We start from the raw sequence: 23946 nt of genomic DNA, 5'->3' as shown, positions 1-23946 counted from the left end.
CCAAGGAGCGGACCATGCGGGTCGCGATGTTCTCGGCCAAGGCCTACGACCGGAAGTTCTTCGACGCCGCCAACAGCGGGTTCGAGCATCGGATCGACTATTTCGAGGCCCGGCTCGACGCCTCCTCGGCCCCGCTGGCGGCCGGCTATCCGGCGGTCTGCGTGTTCGTCAACGATCGGCTGGACGCCGCGACGCTCGAGGCCCTGGCGACCGGCGGCACGCGGACCGTGGCCCTGCGCTGCGCCGGCTTCAACAACGTCGACCTGGCGGCGGCCCAGCGGCTGGGCGTCACGGTCGTGCGCGTGCCGGCCTATTCCCCCGAGGCGGTGGCGGAGTTCACCCTGGGCCTGCTGCTGGCGTTGGATCGCAACATCCCGCGCGCCTACGCCCGGGTGCGCGAGAACAACTTCGCCCTCGATGGGCTGATCGGCCGCAATCTGGCCGGCCGCACGGCCGGGGTGGTCGGCACGGGCCGCATCGGCGCGCTGGTGGCGCGGATGCTGCGCCTGGGCTTCGGGTGCGAGGTGCTGGCCAGCGATGTCGTTCAGGACCCGGCTCTGGTCGCCGCCGGCGTTCGCTATGTCCCGGTGAAGACCTTGCTGCGCGAGGCCGAGGTCATTTCGCTGCATTGCCCGCTGACGCCGGAGACGCGTCACCTGATCGACGACGACGCCATCGCGGCGGCCAAGCCTGGCGTGCTGATCGTCAACACCAGCCGCGGCGCGCTGATCGACACCACCGCCTTGATCGCGGGCCTGAAGTCACGGCAAGTGGGCGGCGTGGCGCTGGACGTCTACGAGCAGGAGGCGGACCTGTTCTTCGAGGACCTGTCGAACGAAATCATCCAGGACGACCTTTTCCAGCGCCTGCTGACCTTCCCGAACGTGCTCGTGACGGGCCACCAAGCCTTCCTGACGGAAGAGGCGCTGACCGCGATCGCGGAGACGACGCTGGGCAATCTGGCCGATGTGGCGGCCGGACGGCCGTCGGCGAACGCGGTTTCCGCGGACGCCGTCCGGCCAGCGCACTAGAAGCGCGCCAGGTTTAAGCGTGAGCGGCCAACCCGCTCGAACGCGCTCTAAGTCGATGAATTAGGGCGTGTTTATCGGGTTTGGACGAGTCTGCCCAAACCCTACGGGCTCCAGCCTCGGCGCTCTACTCCGCCTTCTTCAGCGAGGCGCGGAGGCGGGCGGCGACGTCGCCCAGCGTGATCGCGTTCAAGGCGTCGTTGACCTCGAGGCGGCCGGTGTGGTGGCTCTCGTGCAGCACGCGACCAGTGAAGTCGGTGATGGCGGTGATGTGCTGAGCCAGCATGTCCACCATGTGCAGCTCGTGCATCACGGCCAGGCGATGCTCGGCAGGCACGACCTCGAGGATCTTGCCCAGCGCCACGTCCAGATGCCCGCACGCCACGGCAGCGATCGACATCTCCGCCGAGATCGCTTCCAGCACCGTCTCAACGCCTACCGGCGCCAAAGTCTCAGACATCCCAAACCCCCTATTTCGAAGGCCGCAAAACAGCACACGCTCCCCGATAGGGGCAAGACCTAGGTGTGTGCGGCCAATGATCGCGCCAAAGCGAGGTCATTGGCCGTCAACAACGTCAGATCGAGGCGAGATGCAACCGTGATCGCGACCTGAAGAGGGTTCACTTACACTGGCCTTGGACAGCCGAGCACATCAGGCCGCTTGCCGAAGTCCCCAAGGATGGGCCGGGTAGAACTGGCCCATCATGCGCCCGGCATAGGTGACGAGGCGCGGATAGCTCTCGGCCTCGCGCCGCAACGGCGAGTCGAAGAAGGGCGTCAGGATCGCCGCCAGCATGGCGAACGCGATGGCGTCCACGCCGACGGGATGGCTGTCCCGCATCAGATAGGCCTTGTCCTCGAGCAGCTCGTCCAGCGAGCGCAAGGACAGGCTGCCCAGCCAGGCGATCTCCTCGCGCAGGTGCCGTCCGACGCCGACGGCCCGCACATTGGCGGTCACGGCCTCCAACAGACCGTGGCGAAGGCCCTCGCGCAGGTGTTCCGGCGCCTGGTCGAACCAGCGCGCCGGGCCCTTGGCGAAATTGGCCGGCTCCAGGAAGCGGAAGTAGCCGGAGACCCAGCCGAGTTGGTTCTCGATCATCCGCTCGATCGCCCAGGCCTGGGCGCGCTCCTTGGCGGTGAGGCCGACGTCCAGATCGACGCCGTACTTCCGCTCGATGTGGGCGCGGATGAAGGTGGAATCGCCGATCGCCTGGGCGGCGTCCTCGATCCAGGGCAGCTGGCCTTTCGGCGCGGTCTCGCGACTGCCGACGGTCTTGCGATAGGCGAGGCCGGCCATCATCAACTGGACCTCGGTCTTGGTCACATAGGGGCTGATTTCCGGCAGCCCGAACCCGGCCCCCGCGGCGAACAGCGTGATCATCGTCCCTCTCCGATCTCGAATGTCGTGATGAACACTTGCTACCGCCACCCTACTGCCAGCATGCTGTCAGTAGCGATCGCCGATATGTGAGCCATGAGACGCGCCGAACGCCTTTTCCAAATCATCCAGATCCTGCGCCGCAGCCGCGCGCCGGTGACGGCCGACGCCATCGCCGCCGAGCTGGAGACCTCCAAGCGCAGCGTCTATCGCGACATCGCCGCCCTCGTGGGCCAGCGCGCGCCGATCCGGGGCGAGGCCGGCGTCGGCTATGTGCTGGAAGCCGGCTTCGACATGCCGCCCCTGATGCTGACGCCCGACGAGATCGAGGCCGCGGTGCTAGGCGCGCAATGGGTGGCCGGACGCGGCGACCCGGTGTTGGCCAAGGCGGCCAAGGACCTGATCAGCAAGATCGCCTCGGCCGTGCCCGACCGCCTGCGTCCCTATGTGCTGGAGCCGGCGGCGGCGGCCTCCCCCGCCTGGAAGCCCCAGACCGACCGCATCGACGTCGCCCAGGTGCGCGCTTGGATTCACGCGGGCCGGAAGATCCAGCTCGACTACAGCGACGAGGCGGGCGCGGTCAGCAACCGCGTCATCTGGCCGGTCACCGTGGGCTATCGCGAGACGATCCGGATGATCATCGCCTGGTGCGAGCTGCGCCAGGCGTTCCGGACCTTCCGCACCGATCGCGTGGTCGGCGCCGCGTTCCTGGACGAGCGCCACGGCAAGCGCCCCGCGGTGCTGCGCGCCGAGTGGATCAAGTTCCGCGACGCCGAGATCGCCGCCTGGAACGCCCGGGAGCGGGAAACCTGCTGACCCTCTAGATGCCGTGCCGCTTGGCAAAGGCCTCGAACAGGTTGGGCCAGGCCGAGACCGGCTGGTCGGGCGTGAAGCGCAGGCCAAAGCCGTGGCCGCCTTCCTCGAAGACATGCAGCTCGGCCGGGACCGACTTGGCCTTGAGCACGGTGAACATCGTCAGCGCGTTGGCCACTGGCACGGTCTTGTCGTCGGCCGCGTGCAGCAGGAACACCGGCGACAGGCCTTCGCGCACCTGCTTGTCCGGCGACAGGACCGCCTCGCGATCGGGCGAGCCGTCGCGGGTCAGCAACTGCTTGCGCGAGCCGCCGTGAGCGATCGACAGGTCCAGGCTGATGACCGGATAGATCAGGGCCGAAAGGTTGGGCTTGGCCGGCAGCTGGTCGGCGGCGTCGATCGGATCGTAGGTCGGCGCATCGAACCGAACCGTCAGATTGGCGGCTAGATGCCCGCCGGCCGAGAAGCCCATGATCGCCACGCGGTCTGGCGAGAAGCCCATGGCGGCGGCCTTCGAGCGGATCAAGCGGATCGCGCGCTGGGCGTCCTGCAGCGGCGCGTCGCCGCCCGCCGCCCAGCCGTCGCCCGGCATCCGGTAGAACAGGACAAAGCAGGTGTAGCCGCTGGCGTTCAGCCGCCGGGCGGTCTCGTAGCCCTCCTTGTCCAGCACCACCCGCTCATAGCCGCCGCCCGGGATCAGCATGACCGCCGCGCCGTTCGGCTTCTTCGGGCGGAAGACCGCCAGGGTCGGCTTGCGCGTATGAACCTGAGCGCGGTCGCGCGGACCGGCGGGCGTGGTGCGGTCGATGATCCGCTCCTCGACCGTCACGCCCTCCCCGCCCGGCGCGCCATTGGGCCAGAGGGTGATGATCTCGGTGGGATCGGCGGGCGCCGACTTGGAGGGCTCCGCCGCCTCCGCCTTCCGCGCCGCCAGGGATCCCAGGACGCCGGTGACAAAGGCCGCAAGGGCGCCGCGACGGTTCAGCATGGGATCGAAGCCTTCTGACGGGTTGTTGTGGGCGCGAGCCTAAAGCGGCTTCGGTCGATTTGGAAACCGGTTTCCAGCCTCGCCTAGATCTTCGCGAAACGCAGATGGTGCAGCACGATCCCGCTGGTGGTGGCGACGTTCAGCGAGTCGAAGCCGTTGGCCATGGGAATGCCCACGGTCCGGGCCCGCGCCATCACCTCGGCGGACAAGCCCGGTCCCTCGGCGCCCAGCAGGACGGCGGTGCGCGGCGCCGGCTTGAGCTGGGCCAGGATCTCGGACGCCGACGGACTGAGCGCCAGGGCCTCGAAGCCGGTCCGGGCCAGCAGGTCGGCGATGTCTTCGTCTCGCGCCAGCCGCGCGGTCGGGACCGACAGCGCCGCGCCCACCGAGACGCGGATCGCCTTGCGGTACAGCGGGTCGCAGCAGTCGGCGTCCAGGATCACCGCGTCCGCCCCGAAAGCCGCGGCGTTGCGATAGATGCCGCCGATATTGTCGTGATTGGCGATGCCGCACAGCACCAGCGCCACCGCCCGCGCGGGCAGGCTGGCCAGAAGCTCGGCGGCCGCGACGGGCTCGGGCTTGCGCCCCACCGCCAGGACGCCGCGATGCAGGTGGAAGCCGGCGATGGAGTCCAGCACGGCCTGGTCGGCGAAATGGACTGGCGCATCCTCGGGCAGGCTCGCGAAGACGTCGTCCAGCTTGTCCCGGCGCTTGGGATCGATCAGTAGCGAGACCACGCGCTCCGGCGCGTCGCGGACGAAGGCCCGCAGGACCGTCTCGCCCTCGGCGATGAACAGCCTCTCGCGCCCGACGAGGTCGCGCTCCTTGATCGCGCGGAACGGGGCGACGGCGGGATCGTCGGGATCGGTGACGACGCGGAACTGGGGCAAGGGGGCCTCTGGAAAAGGGTCAGCGCACCCCTCGTATCGGCAGGATCGCCAGACCGCCAGCCAGGGCCAGCGCCGCCGCCGTCAGGAAGAAGACGTGATAGTCCATCTGGCTGGGCCCCAGGGCCCACACGGCCAGGCCGGGCGCCAGGGCCTGGGGCAAGGTGTTGGCCAGGTTGATGACGCCCAGGTCCTTGCCCGCGTCGCGCTGCGAGGGCAGCACCTGGGTCACCAGGGCGATGTCGACGGCGTAGAAGCAGCCCGCGCCGCAGCCCAGGATGACATAGGTCGCCACCAACAGAGGCCAGCTGGGCGACAGCGAAAAGACGGCCATTGTCGCGGCGATCGCCAGCGCCGCCCCAAAGGCGAACAGCTTGCGTCGCCGCAGCCGGTCCGACAGCACGCCGCCCAGCATGGCGAAGGCGACGTTCGAGATCGTCGAGACCGTCGTCAGGATCGCCAGCCCCTCCTCCGCCCGTCGCCCCGGGAACAGGCGCGGATAGTCCAGCACGTCCTGCAGGAAATAGAGCATGTAGTTCTGGGTCAGGCACAGGGCGACCAGCACCATGAACCGGCCCGCCCAGGCGAAGGCGAAGTCCGGGTGCTCGCGAGGGTTCACCCAAAGGCCCGACAGGAAGGCGCCCAGCCGGAATGGCGGCACGCTGCTCTTGGGCAGCGGCGGATCGCGCAGGCTGATCACCAGCGGCAGAAGCCCGATCAGCAGCGCCGCCGAGATCGCCGCGTACCGTTCCCCCTCGGCGACGAGAACTCCGCCGATCAGCACCGCGCCGGCTGCGGTGCCGAGCGGGTTGCCAAGACTCTGGAACGCCGCCACCAGCCCCTTTTGCCCGTCGGGCACACGATCGGGCATCACGGCCACCAGCGCCGAGAAGCACAGGTTGAAGGTCAGTTGGAACAGGATCATGCCGCCGACCAAGGCCATCGGCGTGGTGGCGCGCATGATCGCCAGATAGGCCAGGGACGCGCCGATCGCGCCGACCACGATCCACGGCCGCCGCCGGCCAAAGCGCGAGGTGGTCCGGTCGCTGATCGCTCCCGCCAGCAGGTTGGCGACGCTGGCGACGATCGCGCCGTAGAAAGCGACCTGGCTGAGAACCACGGCCTTGCCGGCCGGATCGATCGCCTGAGCCTTCAGCGGCAGCAGCACCTGAAGCAGGGGCTGGAACGACACGAACGCCCCGATCTGCGCCAGGGTGTAGGCCGTGATGAAACCCGCGCGCACCGGCTCCTTGGGCCGGGCCCGATCCTCTGGCCGCATATCATCTCCCCCCGAGCGGACGATCGGCTTCGCCCGCCCAGATTCTTGAACCGGCCCGGACGGGTCCGCGCGGTCTGCGCCGCGTCTGTCCGCACAGTGGCCGTCCAACCCTTGCCGCACAAGGGCCACCATGCTGTCGTCCAGAGGTTTCCACCCATCCCGATCCGGCTCCGGTGTTTCCATCGGAGGCGGACAAGCTCTAGGCTGCGCGGGTTGGGGTGAGTCACTCGAGGGGGCGTGACGGACTATGGCTTCGGTGACGATCTACGACGTCGCCGCCCGGGCGGGCGTCTCGATCAAGACTGTCTCGCGGGTGATGAACAAGGAGCCGAACGTCCGGCCCGCCATGCGCGACCGCGTGCTGCTGGCCGCCGGCGAGCTGGGCTACAGCCCCAATCTATCGGCCCGCAGCCTGGCGGGCTCTCGCTCGTTCGTGATCGCCGTGTTCGTCGACGCCGCTCTGACGATCGATCACTGGCGCAGCGAGCGGGGCGCGGACTATCTGAGCCGTATCCAGCTGGGCGCGACGTTGGAATGCCGCGCGGCGGGCTATCACCTGCTGATCGAGCTGATCGACCACGAGGGCCCGCAGGTCCGGCAGGAAGTCGCCGCCCTGCTCGCGGCCCTCAAGCCGGACGGCGTGATCCTGACGCCGCCGTCCTCGGACAACCCCGTGGTGCTGGAACTGCTCGACAAGGCCCGTACGCCCTATGTGCGCCTTGGGCCCGAGCGGGCCGAAGGCCTGGGCCCCCGCGTCCACATGGACGACGTCGCCGCCGCCCGAGAAATGACCGAGCACCTGATCGGCCTGGGGCACAAGCGGATCGGTTTCATCGTCGGGGAGCCGCGCTACGGCGCCAGCCAGGCGCGGCGCGAAGGCTATCTGGCGGCGATGAAGACCCACGGCCTGCCCGTGTCAGAAGGCTTGGTGCGCCAGGGCGACTTCACCTTCCAGTCGGGCATGGCCGAGGCCAAGGCGCTGCTGGCGCTGCCGGACCGGCCGACCGCCATCTTCGCCAGTAACGACGACATGGCCCTGGGCTGCGTCGCCGCGATCGCGGAGGCGGGGTTCATGACGCCGGGCGACATCTCCGTGGCCGGCTTCGACGACAGCCCCAGCGCGCGCTTCAGCCGCCCGCAGCTGACCACCGTGCGCCAGCCGGTGGCCGAGATGTCGTCGGTGGCCGCAAAGCTCTTGATCGCCCAGGCCAAGCCCAGCGAGTCCGCCGAACGGCCGCGGGACATCCTGCTACCGTTCGAGCTGATCCATCGCGCCTCGACGGCGCCGCCGCCGCGCTAGAGCCCGGTATCAGCGCCCAGGCCGGGCGAAAGCGGCGATGCGGGCATGAGCGGAATGGACCGCGTTGTCGTCCGAGGCGTCCTCCGAGCCGAAAGACCCGCCCGACGCTCGCGCGGGCTCTCCGCCCAGGCGGAAAGCGCCAACGTGCTCGGAGAGGTCGGACGCCTCGGCCCTCAGGGCGTGGGTCGCCTGGGTTGACTGGGCCACCATCGCCGCGTTGCGCTGGGTCACCTGGTCAAGCTGATTGACGGCCGAATTGACCTGGCCGAGCGCCTCGGCCTGATCGCTGGCCGAGGCCGCGATCGCGGTGACCATCGCCCCGATGCCGCCGACCTTTTCGACGATGCCGCGCAGCGCCGCGCCCGTCTGGCCGACGAGCTCGACACCCTCGCCCACCTGGCGGCTGGATTCGGTGATCAGCGACTTGATCTCCTTGGCCGCCTCGGCCGAACGCTGGGCCAGGGCCCGCACTTCCTGCGCCACCACGGCGAAGCCCTTGCCCGCGTCGCCGGCCCTGGCCGCCTCGACCCCCGCGTTCAGGGCCAGCAGGTTGGTCTGGAAGGCGATCTCGTCGATCACGCCCAGGATTTGGTTCACCTGTTGCGACTGGGCCTCGATCTTGGTCATCGCCTGAGCGGCGCGGTTGACGACTTCGCCCGAGCGTTGAGCGTCGGCGCTCGCCTCTTCGACCTGGAACGAGACCTCGCGGGCGCTCTGCGCCGTCTTGCCGACGGCGGTCGTCAGCTCCTCGACCGCGGCGGCGGTCTGCTCCAGGGTCGAAGCCTGCTGCTCCGTGCGCCGCGAGAGGTCCTCGGCGTCGCGCGCGATCTGTTCGGCGCCCGAAAGAATGCCGCCCGCCGAGCGATCAACCGCGTGCAAGGCCGCGTCCAACGCGCCCACCGCCTTCTCGAAGTCGATCTTCAGGCTCTGGAACTCCGGCGAGAGGCCCCCTTCCACCCGCGTCGAGAGATCGCCGTCCGCCAGGCGCGCCAGCGCCACGCCAAGGGCCCTGACCGCCTCGGCCTGGCGACGCTGGCCGTCCTGACGTTCAGCCTCCAGCGCGCGGCGCTGCTCGTCCATGAAGGCGATGTAGCTGGAGATGGCCAGGTCCATGTCCAGGAAGATGGCCTTGACCATGGCCGAGAGCCCGTCGGCCAGTTCCTGGTCGGACTTTCCAGCGTTGAACAGCCCCTTGGCGCGCTTGGTGATGACCGCGCGGATCAGCTCCTCGGCGACCACGGCGTAGCCGCCGACATACCAGCGCGGCTCGAGCTCCGCCCTGACGTGGGCGCGGCCGATCCGCTCCACGTCGGTCACATAGCTGTCGCCGTACTCGGCCTGAGCGATGCGCCGCCAATGCCCCGCCTGGGCGCGCTCGGCCGCGGCGATATGAGCCTCGTCGCGGAACTTGCCGCGCGTCTCGGGAAAGGCTCGGACCTGATCGTAGAACTGCCCGAGCGCGGGCTCGATCTCGGTGTCGATGACGGGCTGGATGGCGCGCAGGGCCGAACGGGCGCGCGCGTCGAATCGCATGAAGGCCATCCGCTGATCCAGCTTCGCGTCCGCGCTCATGCTTCTACTCCGAACTCTTATTCGTATTTTGGATTGAGTTCGTTGCTGCGCCCAATGTCTTAACCGAAGTTAAATCCAAAGCGTGAACTTCACCCACTTTTCACGCCGCCGCCGCCTCGGCGTCACATCCTATCGAAACAAGCTGCGCTTTGACGCGTTTTGCACTTGTCAGGTCCATGGCGGGGCTTGGATATAACCGAGAGCACACCCTCAAGGACCTCATGGCGCTTCCTGCGGACTTCACCTTGGCCGAACAGGATGGCCGCCCGACGGCGGTGCTGTCGGGGGACTGGACCGCCCGCGGGCTGTTCGACGCCGGCTTGCGCCTGGCCGAGGCCTTGGACGGGGTGGACCGTCCGGCCTTCGACCTGACGGGCGTCAACCGCTGCGACACCGCCGGGGCCTACGCGATCCTTCGCGCCGCCGACGACCGGTTGAAGCCGGAAGACGTCCAGGCGCGTCATGGCGTGCTGCGCCTGCTGGAGCTGGTCTCGGCCGCCATCAAGGTGCAGACCGAGCCGACGGTGCGCCCGGGGGGCTTCAAGGCCCTGCTGGAGCGGATCGGTCGCGGCGTCGTCGGCCTGTTCTCCGACGCCTACAGCACCATGGTCTTCCTGGGCCATCTGCTCACCGCCTTCGGCCGCAGCATCGTCAATCCCAAGCGAATCCGCTGGGCGCCGATCGTCGCCCTGTGCGAGCGCGCCGGCCTGGACGCCATGCCTATCGTGGCGACCACGACCTTCTTCATCGGCGCGGTGGTGGCTCTGCTGGGCGCCAACATGCTCACCGACTTCGGCGCCCAGGTCTATTCGGTCGAGTTGATCGGCATCTCGGTGATGCGCGAGTTCAACATCCTGATCACCGCCATCCTGCTGGCGGGCCGCTCGGCCTCCAGCTTCGCGGCCGAGATCGGCTCGATGAAGATGAACCAGGAGATCGACGCCATGCAGGTCATGGGCGTCGATCCCTACGAGGCGCTGGTGCTGCCAAGGTTCGCCGCCCTGCTGCTGACCATTCCGATCCTGACCTTCGTTGCGACGCTCGCCGGGCTCGCGGGCGGCATGCTCGTCGTCTGGATCGTGCTTGATCTTTCACCGAACTTCTTCCTGCAGCGGATCGTCGACTATGTCGGCGCCACCCACTTCTGGATCGGCATGTCCAAGGCGCCGGTCATGGCCGCGGTGATCGCCGCCATCGGCTGCCGCCAGGGCATGGAGGTCGGCCAGGACGTCGAGGCGCTGGGCCGCCGGGTCACCGCCTCGGTCGTGCACGCCATCTTCGCCATCATCCTGATCGATGCGGTGTTCGCCCTGCTCTACATGGAGCTGGACATATGACCGGTCCCGCGATCACGCCGCCCGCCGTCGAAACCGCCGACAGCGAGACCTACCCGATCGAGGTGCGAGGCCTGGTGTCGCGCTTTGGCGAGCACGTCGTCCACGACGGTCTGGACCTCAAGGTCGAGCGCGGCGAGGTTCTGGGCGTCGTCGGCGGCTCGGGCACCGGCAAGTCGGTGCTGCTGAACACCATCATCGGCCTCAAGGCGCCGGAAGGCGGCCATGTGCGGCTGTTTGGCGGCGACATGCGCACGGCCTCGCGCCGCCGGTGGTCGTCGATCGAGCGCCGCTGGGGGGTGCTGTTCCAGCAAGGCGCCCTGTTCTCGAACCTGACGGTGCGCGAAAACGTCGCCGCGCCGCTGCACGAGCACACCCGCCTGCCCCGCCGCGAGATCGACGAGATCGCCGACCTGAAGATCGCCATGGTGGGCCTGCCCGCCCACGCCGCGCTGCTGAAGCCGGCCGAGCTGTCGGGCGGCATGCGCAAGCGCGCCGGCCTGGCCCGCGCCCTGGCCATGGATCCGGAACTGCTGTTCCTGGACGAGCCGACCGCCGGCCTCGACCCGATCAGCGCCGCGGCGTTCGACGAGCTGATCAAGGACCTGTCCGAAAGCCTGGACCTGACCGTGTTCATGATCACCCACGATCTGGACAGCCTCTACGCCATCACCGATCGCGTGGCCGTGCTGGCCGACAAGAAGGTAGTCGCCGTGGCGCCGGTTCGCGAACTGGAGCGTTCGGATCATCCCTGGATCAAGAAGTACTTCCTGGGCCCGCGAGGACGCGCCGCCGCGTCCGCCGAGTCCCTGGCCGAGGCGAGGATCGACTGATGGAAAGAAACGCCAACTACGCTGTGGTGGGCGCGATCACGCTGGCCCTTTTCATGGGGCTGATCGTCTTCGCCGTCTGGCTGGCCAAGATCAGCTTCAACCGCGACTACGACCTCTATGACGTCCTGTTCGTCGGCCCCGTTCGCGGCCTGTCGCAGGGCGGCGAGGCGCACTTCAACGGCATCAAGGTCGGCGAGGTGACGCGCATCGAGCTGGACAAGAGCGATCCCAACCGGGTGATCGCCCGCATCCGCGTCACCTCGGACGTGCCGATCAAGGTCGACAGCTACGCCACGCTGGAGCCGCAGGGCATCACCGGCGTGAACTACATCCAGATCACCGCCGGCTCGCCGAACAAGGAGCTCCTGAAGGACACCGTCAAGGGCGGCCGCGTTCCGGTTCTGCGCAGCCAGCGCAGCGCCCTGTCCGACCTGCTGGAAGGCGGCGGCACGGTCCTGACGCGCACGATCGAGGCGCTGGACCGCGTCAACCGCGTGCTGTCCGACAAGAACATCAAGACCTTCAGCGCCGCGCTGGGCGACGTCCAGGCCGTGACCGCCGAGATGCGCGAGCGCAAGGAAGTGATCGCCGACGCCCAGAAGGCGCTGCAAAGCATCGACCAGACCGCGCAGTCGATCAGCGAACTGGCCAATAGCGCCAATGGCCTGGTCAACGGCGACGCCAAGCGCACGCTGAAGGAACTGGGCGACGCCGCCGCGGAGCTGAAGGCCGCCGCCAAGGACGCGCGCGGCATGGTCGGCAAGCTGGAAGGCCCGACCAGTGACTTCGCCAGCACCGGCCTGCCGCAACTGTCGGCGGCCATCGTCACCCTGCAATCGGCCGCCGAGTCGCTGGACCGACTGGTCGGCGACATCGAACAGAACCCGCGCGGAGCCATCAGCAAGGCGCCCGCCAAGGAAGTGGAGGTCAAACCATGAGCCGCATCCGCAACCTCGCCCGCCTCACGGCGGTCGCGGCCCTGGCCATGGGCCTCTCGGCCTGCATCAGCGTCTTCCCCAAGACCAAGCCGGTGGGCCTCTACCGGTTCGGCGACGCCGAAATCAGCGCGCCCAAGGGACCGCCCGGCGCCATGTTCGGCGTGCTCAAGTCGCCCTCGACCTTCACCCGCGCCGCGGCGAGCGACCGGATCATGACCGTCAGCGAAGGGAAGATCGCCTATATCGCCGACGCCCGCTGGGTCTCGCCAGCCTTCGTGCTGTTCGAGGAGGCCGTGGCGCGGGCGTTCGAGAACGATCCCGGCCGCGCCCGCCTGATCGGTCGCGGCGAGGTGGCCAAGGCCGATCTGGTCCTGCGCCTTGAGGTGCGGACCTTCGAGACCGACTACGTCAACGGCCCCAAGGCCGCGCCGGAAGTCGTGGTCCGCGTGCGCGGCGTCATGAACCGCAACACCGACCGGGCTCTCGTCGGCGACCAGGTCTTCGAGGCCAGGGTCAAGGCCGCCGACAACCGCGTCTCGGCGATCGTGCCGGCCTACGACAAGGCCGTCGCCCAGGTGCTTGGCCAGGTCGTGGCCTGGACCAACGCGGCCGGCCCGGCGATCGCCAACTAGAGGGCGGCCAGGGGCTCGGTCACGGCGCCGTAGCCCGCCTCGGGCGGGATGCGCAGCACCTCGCCGTCCACCCAGGGCTCGACCGTGACCAGCGGGCGTTCGGCGGCCCGCCGGACAGCGTCCGCTGGACTGGCGCTTTCGGCCAGCAGACTCAAGTTCATGCGCGTGGGGAAGATCACCTTGCGCGCGCCCGAAGCGGCCAGCTCCAAAGCGTGGCGCGGCGCGATCCATTCGGCGTCCACGGCCTCGTGCCCATCGCAGATCGCCTGCTGCGCCAGAGGCGCGCGGGCGACATAGAACCATGTGTCGAAGCGCTTGGGCATCAGCTTCGGCGTGATCCACCGCGCGAAGACGGTCAGGGCCGACAGGTCGAGGCTCAGGCCCAGATCCGCCACCACCTCGAGGAATGGGACCTGGTCCTCGGCCACCGCCGCCCGGATATCCTTGGCGGCCTCCCCCGCGTAAAACGCGCCGTCTCGATCGCGCGCCAGCAGGACGCCGGCCTCCTCGTAGGCCTCGCGCAGCGCGGCGATCCGCAAGGCCGCGTCGTCCGGGCCGATCCCCTCGAAGCCCAGCGTATGATCGCGCCAGCGCGGGTCGCTGTCGCCCCGGTGGCTCTTGCCGCCGGGAAAGACCAAAGCGCCCGCCGCGAAGTCGATCTGATGGTGACGCTTGACCATCAGGACTTCGAAATCCGGCGCGTCTCGAAGCAGCAGTATGGTCGCGGCCGGGCGGACCTCGCCCTCGGAAGAGTCAGACATCCGGACAGTCTGGCGCCAGGCGGGCGGGGCCGCCAGATCGCCATCGAACAATTGTTCGATACTAGGCCGAGGCCGATCGCCGCTTCTCGGCGCCGCGGTCCATGCGCTCGAGCAGATAGTCGGTATCGTCGCGCGAGGCGGCGTGGGACGAGGTCAGGAAGCGCTGGATCATGTGCTCCTGGAACCGCTCGCGGTCGTGATCGCCGCCGTCCAACTCCAGGCCATGGAAGGCGTCCACCCCCGCCCGGAACGCCGAATGAAGGCGCGGCGGCAGGCCGGCGCGCTCGCAGATGGCCTTGAGTCCCAGCGGACCGGCGTCATGGATCATCAGCCAGGCGCGATGATGCGGAATACCCGCCAGCTCCGACACGCCCCACTCGAAGAAAGACATGTGCCCGTGCGCCAGGGCGCGCAGCAGCAGCGAGGGCGACAGACGCCCCACGCTGTTCAGGTGCGCGACGAACGCCTTCGGATCGGCGGTCCGGCCGGCCTGATCCACGAGGTCGATCGTCGCCCGCTCCTTGGCGTCGACGATCAGTTCCAGCGCCACCTCGGCCGACAGCGCGTGGTGGGTCAGGATGTGGTCGCGCAGCTGTTCGCCGACCATGTCGATCAGGCGCTCGGCCACGGCCAACGGCAGGGTGGCGCGGTAGGCGATGGCTTGCAGCACCCGCTCGGACTTGGCGAAACGGGCCAGCGCCTTCTTCAGCGAGACCTCGGAGAAGCGGGCGTTGTCGTTGGCGCAAGCCGTGGCGACGACCTCCTCGCCGGCCTCCTCGACGAGCTGGGCGGTGATCCGGCTGGAAAGCTTTGGTCGCTTGGCCACCGCCAACTGGCGCGCGGGACCACCAACGCGGATGATCTCGGCGAGGTCCCCATCGCTGAACACCGGCGAGAAGCCGATGATCGGCAGACTGACCGCCTCGACGTCGCGGGCCAGTCGCATGGCGACATCGTGCGGCAGGACCTTGGAGTTCTTCAGGGTCACCGCCATCGCCCGGCGCACCAGCTCGGCGGCGTCGGCGGCCATCACCCGCAGGATGTCGTGAGCGACCTGGCGATCCTCCTCGCTCAGTTCGGCGCGGTCGATGTTGCGGCACAGCTTGTGCGCGGCCAACGCCCGCTCGTCGGCGGACACGCCCTTCACGAGCATCCGGATGTCGGATTCGGTCAATGCTGCGCGCGTCGTGGCCATGGCTCGCCCGTCTAGACCGGAGGTGTTTCGAAACGGCCGTGCGTCTCGGCGAAGCCCCGTCCAGGGACGTCCGCGAGTCACGATCATCAATTGTTAGGCTTAACGATTGTTTGCGCCGCGAAGCCAGCGATTAACGATGTGCCGTAACGCCGAGCAAAGGACGCGCTCCTAAGGTGCCCAGCCCATCACGAGGAGCGCCCCTTTGCTCGCCGAGCGCCGCCAGAACGAAGATCCCATCGGAAGCGCGCGGTTGGCCAAGGCTCTCGACGCCCAGGCCGCGCTGCTGCCTTACGCCCTGGGGGTTTTCGCGGTCAGCCTGCCACTGTTCGTCTGGGTCGCGTCCTTCGCGAACAACAGCATCTGGATGACGGCCAGCTTCGCGATTTTCGCGATCAACTGGGGCGCCTTCTATTTCGCCGTGAACTGGATGCGCGACGACCGGTCGCGGAACCTGGGCCGTCGGGCGCGTATCCACGTGGTCTGCGGCTCGCTTTGGGCGATGGCGGTCGCGCAGATCTCGGCCTTCGCCGTCGGCGCCGGGCCGGCGCGCGAGACTCTCCTGATGCTGGCGACGGCCGGCGCGGTGCTGTGCGCGTTCTTCTCCGCGCCCTACCTGCCCGCCCTGTTGATCGTCACGCCCCTGGCCGCCGCCGGTCCGCTGATCGCCCAGTTCACGGGCCCCGCGCCGCATTCGGGCGGAGAGCTGACCTGGGGCGCCACGGCCCTGGCCTTGGCGCTGGCCTTGATTCACAACCAAACCCTGCGCCGGCAGCACGACCTCTCCGTCGTCCATGAGCGGCTCGTGGACGAACGCTTGCGCGTGCTGGAGACCGCCGAGCGCACGGCGCGCTCGAAGTCCGACATCGTCGCCACGCTCAGCCACGAAATCCGCAACGGCCTGACCGGCGTCACCCACGTCCTGGCCGCCGCCGCCGGTCGAGGCGGACGCGCCGCGCCCTCGCGCGAGCAGCTGAACGCCGCGCTGGACGCCGCTCAGGACCTGATTTCGGTGCTGAACGCCACGCTTGATTCCGAGACGGCGGAAACCGGCCGTCTCAACGTCGAACGGCAAGCCTTCGACCCCGTCCGCCTGATCCAGGACCTCGTGCTACTGGAAAAGCCGCACGCCGGCGCCAAGGGGCTGGAGCTGTCGATCCACATCGACCCGATGCTGCTGGGACGCGATCGCGGGGCCACGGTCGCCGACCCCCTTCGCACGCGCCAGATCATGTCCAATCTGCTCGGCAACGCGGTCAAGTACACGGTGCGCGGCCGGATCGAGGTTCGCCTCGAACTGCGCGACGACCATGTCGCGGTCGAGGTCGCCGACACCGGTCCGGGCCTGACCGCCGAGGAACTGGAGCTGGCCTTCGAGCCGTTCCGGCGCGTGGAGCGCACCGGCGCGGGCGTCAACGGCGCGGGCCTTGGCCTGTCGCTCTCGCGTCAGCTGTCGCGGCTGATGGGCGGGGCCCTCGAGGCCAGCAGCGCCATGGGCGTGGGCAGCTGCTTCACGCTGCGCCTGCCTTTCGACCCGCTGGCGGAGCGTGGATCCCACGAGACCGCGTCGTCCGCCGACCCGCTGGGCGCCCCGCGCGCCCTGCGCGTGCTGATCGCCGAGGACGACGCCCTGAACGCGGCCATGCTGCGCGCCATCCTCGAGCAGCTGGGCCACCAGGTCGTCCATGCGCAGAACGGGCGGCGGGCGGTCGACCTGGCCAGCATCGCCGAGTTCGACCTGCTGATGCTGGACGGCCGCATGCCCGTGATGGACGGTCCCGCCACCGCCAGGGCTCTGCGCGAAGCCGACGGCCCCAACCGGCGAGCGCCGATCATCGCCATGATCGACGGTGATTCCGAAGAGGCCCGCGAGAGCCTCGACGCCGGCGCCGACATCGTGCTGCGCAAGCCGGCCAGCGTCGCGGGCGTGGCGCGGGCCGTGGCCGACGCGGCCGCTCTGGAGCGCCCCGACGCCCTCCGAACCGCCGCGGCCTGAAACCATCTGCCGTAGAGTAAGCCTTTCGCGATCCGCCCCCCTCCCGCATGGTCCTTCGAAAGAACGGAATGGGAGGACGCGATGCTGGAAGGTCTGCGGGTCGTCGAATTGGCGACCTATATCGCCGCCCCGGGCGCCGCTGGGATCATGGCCGACTGGGGCGCGGACGTAATCAAGGTCGAGTCGCCCGAAGGCGATCCGATGCGTCGCTTCTTCGACACCATCGGCTCGGACCAGGACGCCAACCCCGTCTTCGAACTGGACAATCGCGGCAAGCGGGCCGTGGTGCTGGACATCCGAAGCGACCTGGGCCGAGAGGCGCTGAAGGCGCTGGTCGCCACGGCCGATATCTTCCTGACCAATGTCCGTCCCGCCGCGCTCGCGCGCGCCGGGCTCGACCACGAGGCGCTGAAGGCGGTCAATCCGCGCCTGATCTACGCCAGCCTCACGGGCTATGGCCTCACGGGTCCCGACGCCGACAAGCCGGGCATGGATGTCGCCGCCTTCTGGTCGCGCGCCGGGGTGGGGGCGATCACGGCGCCGAAGGGCTCGGAGCCCTTCCCGATCCGCACGGGCATGGGCGACCATGTGACCTCGCTGGCGACTGTCTCGGCCATCCTGGCGGCCGTGTACGAGCGCCAGCGGACCGGCGTCGGCAGGCTGGTGGAGACCTCGCTGCTGCGGACCGGCGTCTACGCGATCGGCTCGGACATGGCGATCCAGCTGCGCCTCGGAAAGCTGGCCTCGACGCGGGGACGGCGCGAGGCCGTGCAGCCGCTCGCCAACTTCTACAAGACCGCCGATGGCCGCTGGATCTGCCTGCTGCCTCGACAAGGCTCGGTGGACTGGCCGCGCATCGCCGCCGCCGCTGGACGCCCCGAGCTGGTCGATGACCCGCGCTTCGCGTCCGCCAAGGCCCGACGCGAGCATGGCGAGGCGCTGGTGGACATCCTGGACGCCGCCTTCGGGGCCATGACCTACGCCCAGGCGGCCGAGGTCCTGGACGCCGGCGACATCACCTGGGCCCCTTACCAGACGCCGCGCGAGCTGGCCGATGACGCTCAAGCCGAGGCGGCGGGCTGCTTTGTCCAGACGCCGGATGGACGCGGCGGGACCTTCCGGGCGCCGGCCGCGCCTGCTCGCTTCCCTGGCGCGGCGGACGGACCGCGAGGCCCCGCGCCGACGCTCGGCGCCGACACGGCGGCGGTGTTCCGGGAACTGGGGTGGAGCGAGGAGAAGGTGGCGGCGCTGACAGCGGTCAGCGCTGCTTGACCTTGTCGTTGGCGTCGGCCAGCACGCGCAGCATCTCGGCGGAGAACATCGAGCTGGCCAGACGCTGACCCGCGCCCATGCCCGACGCGCCGGAGGACCCCGCGCCGCCGAAGGGATCGCCGACGTCCTGCGAACCACGCAGGATCAGGTTCATCACCGCTTCTTGCTGTTGGATGCGCTCCAAGCGGCGACCGCTGGCGTACTGCATGAAGCCCTGGTCGTCATCGGCCGCGCGTGACGGGGCCGGATCGGCGATCCGCGTGGACCCGCCCGTCTTGGTCAGGTTGGCGTAGAGCTCGCCGACGGTGGTGGGCCGGCCTTCGCGGTAGAAGATCGAGCGGTTGGCCTGGGCGGCTTCGGGGAACATGGACGCGGCGCTGGCGCCGGGCGAGGCCGTCGCCGCCTGGATCAGTTTCGCCGAGCCCTGCGGTCCCAGGAAGTGGGCGGCGTAGAGTTCGCCCGCGGTGGGCGAGCGCCCCACCCGGCCGCGCAGGTACGAGGCGTGGTCCGAAGTCAGCTCGCCGGCCATCAGCGACGCGGCGTGCGGATCCATCTTCAGGCCCAGCACCGCCTTGCGCGCCTCGTCGCCGTCGACGCGATAGCGGCCATCGGAGCTCTGCGTGATCAGGTCGGCGTAGCGGGCGTAGCCGTACTTGGAGCCGTGCTTCTTCAGCGTGGCCAGCCAGGTCTGGTCGACGAACTGGAACAGGCCCGAGGCCGACGAGGTGCGCGCCTTGGCGGCGGGGTTGAAGCCGCTCTCGCGTTTGGCCGTGCCCATCAGGAACGTGAAATCGACCCCCGTCGCGCTGGAAGCGCGCTGGATCGCCGACTCGACGACGCTGCGAATGGAACCTACGGCGGGCATGGGCCTCAGGAGTCGACGATCATGGTTAATTCGCAATTAACCACGATCCGCGACGCATGTCCGGGAGACGAGATGCCGCAGCCGGTCTTACGCCCGTAAGAGAAATCTCGGACAGGATTACGATTGTCAATTTACAGCCGCGCGAGCCCGTGCTGATCTGATCCTACGAATGTAATTTCGTTAGGGAGATCGACATGGCGCTGGCCCTGAATCCCAATGGTTCCGGCATTCCCGGTCTGGACGACGCCCCGCGCAAACCGTCCCGCGTGCTGATCGTGGGCCTGGGCGTGTCGGCCGCCGCGCACCTGATGCTGATCGGCTACCTGGCCTATCAGAAGTGGACGGCCCCCCTGCCGTCCGCCGAGCCCGACAACCCGTTCGTGATCGAGCAAGTCTACACGCCCAAGCCGCCGCCTCCCCCGCCGCCGACGCGGAGCGCGCCGCCGAAGAATCAGATTCGGCCGCACACGCCCGTACCGACGGCCCAGCCCACACCCGAGCCGCTGCCGATCAAGCCGGTGGAGGTCGAGGGACCGCCCCAGCCAGGACCCGTGGTCCTGCCGACCGTCCCGGCCGCCCCCACCGCGCCGCCCGCGCATCGCCCGAAAGTGATCACCCGCGCGAACTGGCTGCGGGTTCCCTCGGGCGAGGAAGTCGCGCGCTACTACCCCGATAGCGCCCAGCGGCGCGGCGTTTCGGGTATGGCGACCCTAAGCTGCGTCGTGTCGGTGAATGGCGCCGTTCGTGACTGCTCCGTGGCTTCCGAGACTCCCGCGGGCGAGGGCTTTGGCGCCGCCGCCCTGAAGATCTCGCGCTTCTTCAAGATGAAGCCGCAGATGGAGAATGGCGAACCGGTCGACGGCGCCAGCGTCAGCATTCCCATCCGGTTCAACGCGGGCTGATACAGCCCCCTCCGGCGTTGAAACGGCGGCCGGGTCGTCAGCTACCCGGCCATCTTTCGCTTGGCCCTAGTAGCTCTTGGGCAGGCCCAGCACGCGTTCGGCGATGTAGTTCAGGATCATCTCGCGGCTGATCGGCGCGATGCGAGCGATCATCGCCTCGCGGAAGTAGCGCTCGACGTCGTATTCCTTGGCGTAGCCCATGCCGCCATGCGCCAGCACCGAGGCCTCGCAGGCGTGGAAACCGGCCTCCGCGCCCAGATACTTGGCGGCGTTGGCCTCGGCTCCGCACTCCTTGCCCGCGTCGTAGAGGGCGGCGGCCTTGAAGGCCAGCAGGTTGGCGGCCTCGAGCTCGGCCCACGACTTGGCCAGCGGATGGGCCACGCCCTGGTTCTGGCCGATCGGCCGACCGAACACGACGCGCTCCTTGGCGTAGGTCGCGGCCTTGGCCAGCGCCGCGCGGCCCAGGCCGATCGCCTCCACGGCGAACAGCACGCGCTCGGGATTGAGGCCGTGCAGCAGGTACTGGAAACCCTTGCCCTCCTCGCCGACCAGGTCCTCGGCCGGGACGAACAGGTCCTCGATGAAGAGCATGTTACACTCGACCGCCTTGCGCCCCATCTTCGGAATCGGCTTGGCGTCGATCTTCTCGCGGTAGGTGTAGAACAGGCTGAGGCCCTGGGTCGGCTTGGCGCACTGATCCTTGGGCGTGGTGCGGGCGATGATCAGGATCTTGTTGGCGCGCTGGGCGCCGGTGGTCCAGATCTTCCGGCCGTTCAGGCGATAGCCGCCGTCCACCTTCTCGGCCCGCGTCTCCAGGCTGGAGGTGTCGAGGCCCGAGTTCGGCTCGGTGACGGCGAAGCACATCTTGTCCTCGCCCGAAATGATCCGGGGCAGCAGGCGCTCGCGCTGCTCATCCGTGCCGAACTTCACCAGAGGCATGGGGCCAAAGATGTTGAGGTGGATCGCCGAGGCGCCCGAGAAGCCCGCGCCCGATTGGGCCACGGTCTGCATCATCACCGCCGCCTCGGTCAGGCCCAGGCCCGCGCCGCCAACGCTTTCGGGCATGGCCACGCCTAGCCAGCCGCCCTCGGCGATGGCGGCGACGAATTCCTCGGGGAAGTTTCCGGTCTCGTCGGTGCGGCGCCAGTACTCGTCGTCGAAGGCCGCGCAGACCTTGGCGACGCCCTCGCGGATGGCTTCCTGCTCTTCGGTCAACCAGAATCCGGACATCCGGCCCTACTCCCCTGCGCTATGCGTCATCCCTTGAAGCCTTCTCGAAGCGCCGCGGATCGAAGGCGGCGGCGTCGGGGCCTGGGTTATCATCCGTCAGATAGGCCGCCACCATACCCGCCACAAGCGGCGCGAACAGCCATCCATTACGTCGCGCGCCAACCGCCAGCATGACGCCGGGCGCTTGGCTCCAGCCGACCAGGGGCAAGCCGTCGGGCGTCGTCGCCCGCACGCCCACCTCCACGACCGCCTGGTCGAGGTCCAGCGCCGGGCGCAACGCTTGGGCGGCGCGGCGCAAGGCCTGGGTCGCCGTCGCCTCGGGGGCCAGGTCGTCTCGGCCCGCCTCCATGGTCGCGCCGATCGCCAGGGCTTCCCCGGGCGCCAGATAAACCCCCTCGCCGCGCACCACCGCCGCGTCGTCGTCCAGGGGCTCGGCGCGAAGGAGCTGACCCTTGATCGGCGCCAGCGCCGAGGTCTCGGGCGCGATCCGGCCGTCGCGAACGCCCGGCCCGGTCGCCAGCACCAGCACGTCGAAGGACTCGACCCGGCCGTCGGCCAGCGTCAGGGCGCCCGGCTCGAAGGCCGTGACGGCGCCGGCGTCGAAAGCCACGCCCGACCGCTCGGCGGCGGCGCGCAGCGTCGTCAGCGCGGGGCGGGCCTCGAGCCGCCAGTCTTCGTCGATCGTGTCGCTGGAAGCGACGCCCAATTGCTCCAGGCGCTTGGCGATCTCGGCCCGCCAGGCGTCGGATCCCTCGATCCGCACGCCGGCGCGCGACAAGGTGATTCCCAGTGCGTCGGCGAAGTCCGGCCAGAGGTCGCGGGCGCGGCGCATCAGCGCCAAGTGATCGCGCGAAACGGGGTCGAACAGCGCCTCGCTGACCGGCGCCAGCATGCCGGCCGCCACGCCCGACGCGTTGTCGCCCAGCGGCGCGGGATCGAACACGGTGACCGATCGCCCGGCCCGCGCCAGACGTAAGGCCACCGCCAAGCCGAAGGCGCCGGCTCCAGCCACCGCGATCCTTGCTCTTTTTTCAGAGTACATTGGGGGCAAACACCTCCCCGCGTCGTCTACGTCAAGTCCGGGCAAAGCCATAATGTCCGAGGAGGCCCGTTACGTGTACGCGCGGACGTGACGACTCCGTAAAGCTCGGTCTATATCGTTAATACTCGCGTTTATGCCGCCTCGCGGCGTTGAGGGATTTGAGTCGGATGAACGATCGACCCGCGGCCGAACAAGCCCACCCCGTGGACCTCTACGTGGGCGCGCGGCTGAGAATTCGTCGGAAGTTGATGGGTCTCAGCCAGACCCAGGTCGCCGACGCTCTTGGGATCACCTTCCAGCAGATCCAGAAATACGAGCGCGGCGCCAACCGCATCAGCGCCAGCAAACTCTATGACGCCGCCAAGCTGCTGCAGGCGCCGGTGTCGTATTTCTACGAAGGCCTGGAAGACACCGACGGCGGCCTGGACGACGGCTTCGCCCAGCGCATGACCGAATTCGTCTCGACGCCCGAAGGCCTGGAACTGGCGGGCCTGTTTCCCCGCCTGGAGGACCGCCGCCTGCGCCGTCGAGTCGTGGACCTGGTCCGCGCCATGGTGGACGACGAAGCCCCCTAACCGCCCTCGAGACCGATCGGAACCGCTGGCTCTCGCGCCCCGTTGATCCGCCAACGAAACGGCGACGAGGGCTGGCGCCATGCCACGCGACACGATCGAGCTTCAGCCGGAGACAACCGGCCTTTCCTACGTCAACGACGACGACGCTGGCATAAGACGCGTGGCGGCGGGCGAAGGCTTCGCCTATCGCGATCCCGACGGCCGGCCGGTCAAGGACCACGAGACCCTCGACCGCATCCGATCCCTGGCGATCCCTCCCGCCTGGACCGACATCTGGATATGCCCCTCCCCGCGCGGACACATCCAGGTCACCGGCCGCGACCAAAAGGGCCGCAAGCAATATCGCTATCACGACGCCTGGCGGCGTGACCGCGACGGCCTGAAGTTCAGCCGCATGATCGCCTTCGGCCGCGCCCTGCCCCGCCTGCGGGCCCGGGTCGAGGCGGACATGGCCCGTCGCGGCCTGCCGCGCGAGAAGGTGATCGCCGCGGTCATCCGGTTGATGGAGCTGACGTTGATCCGCGTCGGCAACGAGGAGTACGCCCAGGCCAACAAGAGCTTCGGCCTGACGACCCTGCGCGACCGCCACGCCAAGCTGTCCAGCGTCGGCGGCGTGTTCGAGTTCCGGGGCAAGAGCGGCAAGGTCCACAAGACCGGCTTTAAGGACCGGCGGCTGGCCCGCATCGTCAAGGCCTGCCAGGACGTCCCGGGCCAGCGCCTCTTCCAGTACCTTGGCGAGGACGGCCAAAGACGCTCGATCGAGAGCGCCGACGTCAACGCCTACATCCGCGCGGCGATCGGCGAGGACTTCTCGGCCAAGGACTTCCGCACCTGGGCCGGCACCCTGGCCGCCGCGCGCGGCCTCTGCACGGTCCCCAAGGCCGGCAGCGCCACCGAGGCCAAGCGCAACGTCAACACCTGCGTGAAGGCGGTGGCCGGCCTCCTCGGCAACACGGCCGCCGTCTGCCGGGGCTCCTACATTCATCCGCTCGTGCTGGAGGCCTACCAGCGGGGCGTCCTGCCGCTGAAGCCGGGGCGGTCCGAGCGGGCCTTCGAACTGGCGGTGATCCGCTTCCTGGAGGCGGCGAAAGCCTCGTATCAACCTGACTAGGGAACGGGCCGCGGCCAC

The 23946-nt window shown here is 69.1% G+C and carries 23 protein-coding genes; 12 read left to right on the top strand and 11 right to left on the bottom strand.

Going from position 1 to position 23946, the window contains the following annotated elements; genetic code table 11:
• Positions 1-14 precede the first annotated feature (14 nt).
• Entirely contained in the window at positions 15-1031 is a 1017-nt protein-coding gene (locus J2728_RS16155; RefSeq protein ID WP_310000780.1) for a 2-hydroxyacid dehydrogenase, read from the top strand.
• A gap of 124 nt (positions 1032-1155) precedes the next feature.
• Here J2728_RS16155 and J2728_RS16150 read toward each other — a convergent pair whose 3' ends face one another.
• Together J2728_RS16150 and J2728_RS16145 are read right to left on the bottom strand one after the other, a co-directional pair.
• On the bottom strand, positions 1156-1488 hold the full coding sequence (locus J2728_RS16150) for a hypothetical protein (RefSeq protein ID WP_310000777.1): 333 nt from the start codon (positions 1486-1488) through the stop codon (positions 1156-1158).
• A 192-nt stretch (positions 1489-1680) separates the two neighbouring features.
• Complete coding sequence (locus tag J2728_RS16145) at positions 1681-2409, bottom strand: glutathione S-transferase family protein (protein ID WP_310000776.1); 729 nt, start codon at positions 2407-2409, stop codon at positions 1681-1683.
• Positions 2410-2502: 93 nt separating this feature from the next.
• Here J2728_RS16145 and J2728_RS16140 point away from each other — a divergent pair, with 93 nt between their 5' ends.
• Complete coding sequence (locus tag J2728_RS16140) at positions 2503-3222, top strand: helix-turn-helix transcriptional regulator (protein WP_310000773.1); 720 nt, start codon at positions 2503-2505, stop codon at positions 3220-3222.
• A gap of 4 nt (positions 3223-3226) precedes the next feature.
• Here the strand turns inward: J2728_RS16140 and J2728_RS16135 are convergent, their stop codons facing one another.
• The 3 genes from J2728_RS16135 to J2728_RS16125 all read right to left on the bottom strand — a co-directional run bounded on the left by J2728_RS16135 (position 3227) and on the right by J2728_RS16125 (position 6373).
• Positions 3227-4207 carry an alpha/beta hydrolase gene (locus J2728_RS16135; RefSeq protein ID WP_310000772.1) on the bottom strand — a complete coding sequence of 327 codons (981 nt, stop codon included), beginning with the start codon at positions 4205-4207 and terminating at the stop codon, positions 3227-3229.
• Positions 4208-4290: 83 nt separating this feature from the next.
• Positions 4291-5097, bottom strand: coding sequence for a TrmH family RNA methyltransferase (locus J2728_RS16130; RefSeq protein ID WP_310000770.1), 807 nt, complete (start codon positions 5095-5097; stop codon positions 4291-4293).
• A 19-nt stretch (positions 5098-5116) separates the two neighbouring features.
• Positions 5117-6373, bottom strand: coding sequence for an MFS transporter (locus J2728_RS16125; RefSeq protein WP_310000768.1), 1257 nt, complete (start codon positions 6371-6373; stop codon positions 5117-5119).
• A gap of 247 nt (positions 6374-6620) precedes the next feature.
• Here J2728_RS16125 and J2728_RS16120 point away from each other — a divergent pair, with 247 nt between their 5' ends.
• Entirely contained in the window at positions 6621-7673 is a 1053-nt protein-coding gene (locus J2728_RS16120) for a LacI family DNA-binding transcriptional regulator (RefSeq protein WP_310000766.1), read from the top strand.
• 9 nt (positions 7674-7682) lie between these two features.
• On the opposite strand, the gene J2728_RS16115 is transcribed toward J2728_RS16120, so the two are convergent.
• Entirely contained in the window at positions 7683-9245 is a 1563-nt protein-coding gene (locus tag J2728_RS16115) for a methyl-accepting chemotaxis protein (protein ID WP_310000764.1), read from the bottom strand.
• 221 nt (positions 9246-9466) lie between these two features.
• On the opposite strand from J2728_RS16115, the gene J2728_RS16110 reads away from it, so the two are divergent.
• Genes J2728_RS16110 through J2728_RS16095 form a run of 4 tightly spaced genes read left to right on the top strand, consistent with a single transcriptional unit; the run spans position 9467 to position 12982 of the window.
• Positions 9467-10582 (top strand): ABC transporter permease, encoded by a 1116-nt coding sequence (locus J2728_RS16110; RefSeq protein ID WP_310000763.1) that lies wholly within the window; start codon positions 9467-9469, stop codon positions 10580-10582.
• Positions 10579-11412, top strand: coding sequence for an ABC transporter ATP-binding protein (locus tag J2728_RS16105; protein ID WP_310000762.1), 834 nt, complete (start codon positions 10579-10581; stop codon positions 11410-11412). Before J2728_RS16110 ends, J2728_RS16105 begins: the two co-directional genes overlap by 4 nt.
• Positions 11412-12350 (top strand): MlaD family protein, encoded by a 939-nt coding sequence (locus tag J2728_RS16100; RefSeq protein ID WP_310000760.1) that lies wholly within the window; start codon positions 11412-11414, stop codon positions 12348-12350. The genes J2728_RS16105 and J2728_RS16100 overlap by 1 nt, the downstream gene beginning before the upstream one ends.
• Entirely contained in the window at positions 12347-12982 is a 636-nt protein-coding gene (locus tag J2728_RS16095) for an ABC-type transport auxiliary lipoprotein family protein (RefSeq protein WP_310000757.1), read from the top strand. Before J2728_RS16100 ends, J2728_RS16095 begins: the two co-directional genes overlap by 4 nt.
• Here the strand turns inward: J2728_RS16095 and J2728_RS16090 are convergent.
• Together J2728_RS16090 and spbR are read right to left on the bottom strand one after the other, a co-directional pair.
• Entirely contained in the window at positions 12979-13743 is a 765-nt protein-coding gene (locus J2728_RS16090; RefSeq protein WP_310000755.1) for an NUDIX hydrolase, read from the bottom strand. The genes J2728_RS16095 and J2728_RS16090 overlap by 4 nt on opposite strands.
• 61 nt (positions 13744-13804) lie before the next feature.
• Positions 13805-14938: a SpbR family protein gene (gene spbR, locus J2728_RS16085; protein ID WP_310000754.1), complete on the bottom strand. Its 1134-nt coding sequence runs from the start codon at positions 14936-14938 to the stop codon at positions 13805-13807.
• A 202-nt stretch (positions 14939-15140) separates the two neighbouring features.
• On the opposite strand from spbR, the gene J2728_RS16080 reads away from it, so the two are divergent.
• Complete coding sequence (locus tag J2728_RS16080; protein ID WP_310000752.1) at positions 15141-16931, top strand: ATP-binding protein; 1791 nt, start codon at positions 15141-15143, stop codon at positions 16929-16931.
• 81 nt (positions 16932-17012) lie between these two features.
• Positions 17013-18203, top strand: a complete 1191-nt coding sequence (locus J2728_RS16075) for a CaiB/BaiF CoA transferase family protein (protein ID WP_310000751.1) — start codon at positions 17013-17015, stop codon at positions 18201-18203.
• On the opposite strand, the gene J2728_RS16070 is transcribed toward J2728_RS16075, so the two are convergent.
• Positions 18190-19068, bottom strand: a complete 879-nt coding sequence (locus tag J2728_RS16070) for a transglycosylase SLT domain-containing protein (protein ID WP_310000750.1) — start codon at positions 19066-19068, stop codon at positions 18190-18192. The genes J2728_RS16075 and J2728_RS16070 overlap by 14 nt on opposite strands.
• A 194-nt stretch (positions 19069-19262) precedes the next feature.
• Between J2728_RS16070 and J2728_RS16065 the strand changes: the two genes are divergently transcribed.
• Positions 19263-19970 (top strand): energy transducer TonB family protein, encoded by a 708-nt coding sequence (locus J2728_RS16065; RefSeq protein ID WP_310000749.1) that lies wholly within the window; start codon positions 19263-19265, stop codon positions 19968-19970.
• A 66-nt stretch (positions 19971-20036) separates the two neighbouring features.
• Here the strand turns inward: J2728_RS16065 and J2728_RS16060 are convergent, their stop codons facing one another.
• Both J2728_RS16060 and J2728_RS16055 read right to left on the bottom strand, forming a co-directional pair.
• Entirely contained in the window at positions 20037-21200 is a 1164-nt protein-coding gene (locus J2728_RS16060; RefSeq protein ID WP_310000747.1) for an acyl-CoA dehydrogenase family protein, read from the bottom strand.
• A gap of 19 nt (positions 21201-21219) precedes the next feature.
• On the bottom strand, positions 21220-22242 hold the full coding sequence (locus tag J2728_RS16055) for an NAD(P)/FAD-dependent oxidoreductase (protein WP_310000744.1): 1023 nt from the start codon (positions 22240-22242) through the stop codon (positions 21220-21222).
• Positions 22243-22409: 167 nt separating this feature from the next.
• On the opposite strand from J2728_RS16055, the gene J2728_RS16050 reads away from it, so the two are divergent.
• Together J2728_RS16050 and J2728_RS16045 are read left to right on the top strand one after the other, a co-directional pair.
• The gene (locus tag J2728_RS16050) at positions 22410-22817 is read left to right on the top strand and encodes a helix-turn-helix domain-containing protein (protein ID WP_310000743.1); all 408 of its coding nucleotides are present in this window, start codon (positions 22410-22412) and stop codon (positions 22815-22817) included.
• 79 nt (positions 22818-22896) lie between these two features.
• Positions 22897-23928: a DNA topoisomerase IB gene (locus tag J2728_RS16045; RefSeq protein WP_310000742.1), complete on the top strand. Its 1032-nt coding sequence runs from the start codon at positions 22897-22899 to the stop codon at positions 23926-23928.
• Positions 23929-23946 lie beyond the last annotated feature (18 nt).

It is taken from the genome of Caulobacter segnis, from assembly GCF_031454995.1.
GTDB classification, from domain to species: Bacteria; Pseudomonadota; Alphaproteobacteria; order Caulobacterales; family Caulobacteraceae; genus Caulobacter; species Caulobacter segnis_E.
The sequence above is the reverse complement of the archived record's forward strand: the minus strand, read 5'-3'. Positions and strand labels throughout refer to the sequence as shown.

What these genes read in the sequence shown, in the direction of transcription:
- J2728_RS16125 (WP_310000768.1), bottom strand. Translation starts at nt 6,373, where the DNA reads ATGCGGCCAGAGGATCGGGCCCGGCCCAAGGAGCCGGTGCGCGCGGGT.
- J2728_RS16060 (WP_310000747.1), bottom strand. Translation starts at nt 21,200, where the DNA reads ATGTCCGGATTCTGGTTGACCGAAGAGCAGGAAGCCATCCGCGAGGGC.
- J2728_RS16120 (WP_310000766.1), top strand. Translation starts at nt 6,621, where the DNA reads ATGGCTTCGGTGACGATCTACGACGTCGCCGCCCGGGCGGGCGTCTCG.
- J2728_RS16150 (WP_310000777.1), bottom strand. Translation starts at nt 1,488, where the DNA reads ATGTCTGAGACTTTGGCGCCGGTAGGCGTTGAGACGGTGCTGGAAGCG.
- J2728_RS16135 (WP_310000772.1), bottom strand. Translation starts at nt 4,207, where the DNA reads ATGCTGAACCGTCGCGGCGCCCTTGCGGCCTTTGTCACCGGCGTCCTG.
- J2728_RS16045 (WP_310000742.1), top strand. Translation starts at nt 22,897, where the DNA reads ATGCCACGCGACACGATCGAGCTTCAGCCGGAGACAACCGGCCTTTCC.
- J2728_RS16100 (WP_310000760.1), top strand. Translation starts at nt 11,412, where the DNA reads ATGGAAAGAAACGCCAACTACGCTGTGGTGGGCGCGATCACGCTGGCC.
- J2728_RS16095 (WP_310000757.1), top strand. Translation starts at nt 12,347, where the DNA reads ATGAGCCGCATCCGCAACCTCGCCCGCCTCACGGCGGTCGCGGCCCTG.
- J2728_RS16065 (WP_310000749.1), top strand. Translation starts at nt 19,263, where the DNA reads ATGGCGCTGGCCCTGAATCCCAATGGTTCCGGCATTCCCGGTCTGGAC.
- J2728_RS16115 (WP_310000764.1), bottom strand. Translation starts at nt 9,245, where the DNA reads ATGAGCGCGGACGCGAAGCTGGATCAGCGGATGGCCTTCATGCGATTC.
- J2728_RS16055 (WP_310000744.1), bottom strand. Translation starts at nt 22,242, where the DNA reads ATGTACTCTGAAAAAAGAGCAAGGATCGCGGTGGCTGGAGCCGGCGCC.
- spbR (WP_310000754.1), bottom strand. Translation starts at nt 14,938, where the DNA reads ATGGCCACGACGCGCGCAGCATTGACCGAATCCGACATCCGGATGCTC.
- J2728_RS16140 (WP_310000773.1), top strand. Translation starts at nt 2,503, where the DNA reads ATGAGACGCGCCGAACGCCTTTTCCAAATCATCCAGATCCTGCGCCGC.
- J2728_RS16075 (WP_310000751.1), top strand. Translation starts at nt 17,013, where the DNA reads ATGCTGGAAGGTCTGCGGGTCGTCGAATTGGCGACCTATATCGCCGCC.
- J2728_RS16105 (WP_310000762.1), top strand. Translation starts at nt 10,579, where the DNA reads ATGACCGGTCCCGCGATCACGCCGCCCGCCGTCGAAACCGCCGACAGC.
- J2728_RS16110 (WP_310000763.1), top strand. Translation starts at nt 9,467, where the DNA reads ATGGCGCTTCCTGCGGACTTCACCTTGGCCGAACAGGATGGCCGCCCG.
- J2728_RS16070 (WP_310000750.1), bottom strand. Translation starts at nt 19,068, where the DNA reads ATGCCCGCCGTAGGTTCCATTCGCAGCGTCGTCGAGTCGGCGATCCAG.
- J2728_RS16090 (WP_310000755.1), bottom strand. Translation starts at nt 13,743, where the DNA reads ATGTCTGACTCTTCCGAGGGCGAGGTCCGCCCGGCCGCGACCATACTG.
- J2728_RS16145 (WP_310000776.1), bottom strand. Translation starts at nt 2,409, where the DNA reads ATGATCACGCTGTTCGCCGCGGGGGCCGGGTTCGGGCTGCCGGAAATC.
- J2728_RS16050 (WP_310000743.1), top strand. Translation starts at nt 22,410, where the DNA reads ATGAACGATCGACCCGCGGCCGAACAAGCCCACCCCGTGGACCTCTAC.
- J2728_RS16155 (WP_310000780.1), top strand. Translation starts at nt 15, where the DNA reads ATGCGGGTCGCGATGTTCTCGGCCAAGGCCTACGACCGGAAGTTCTTC.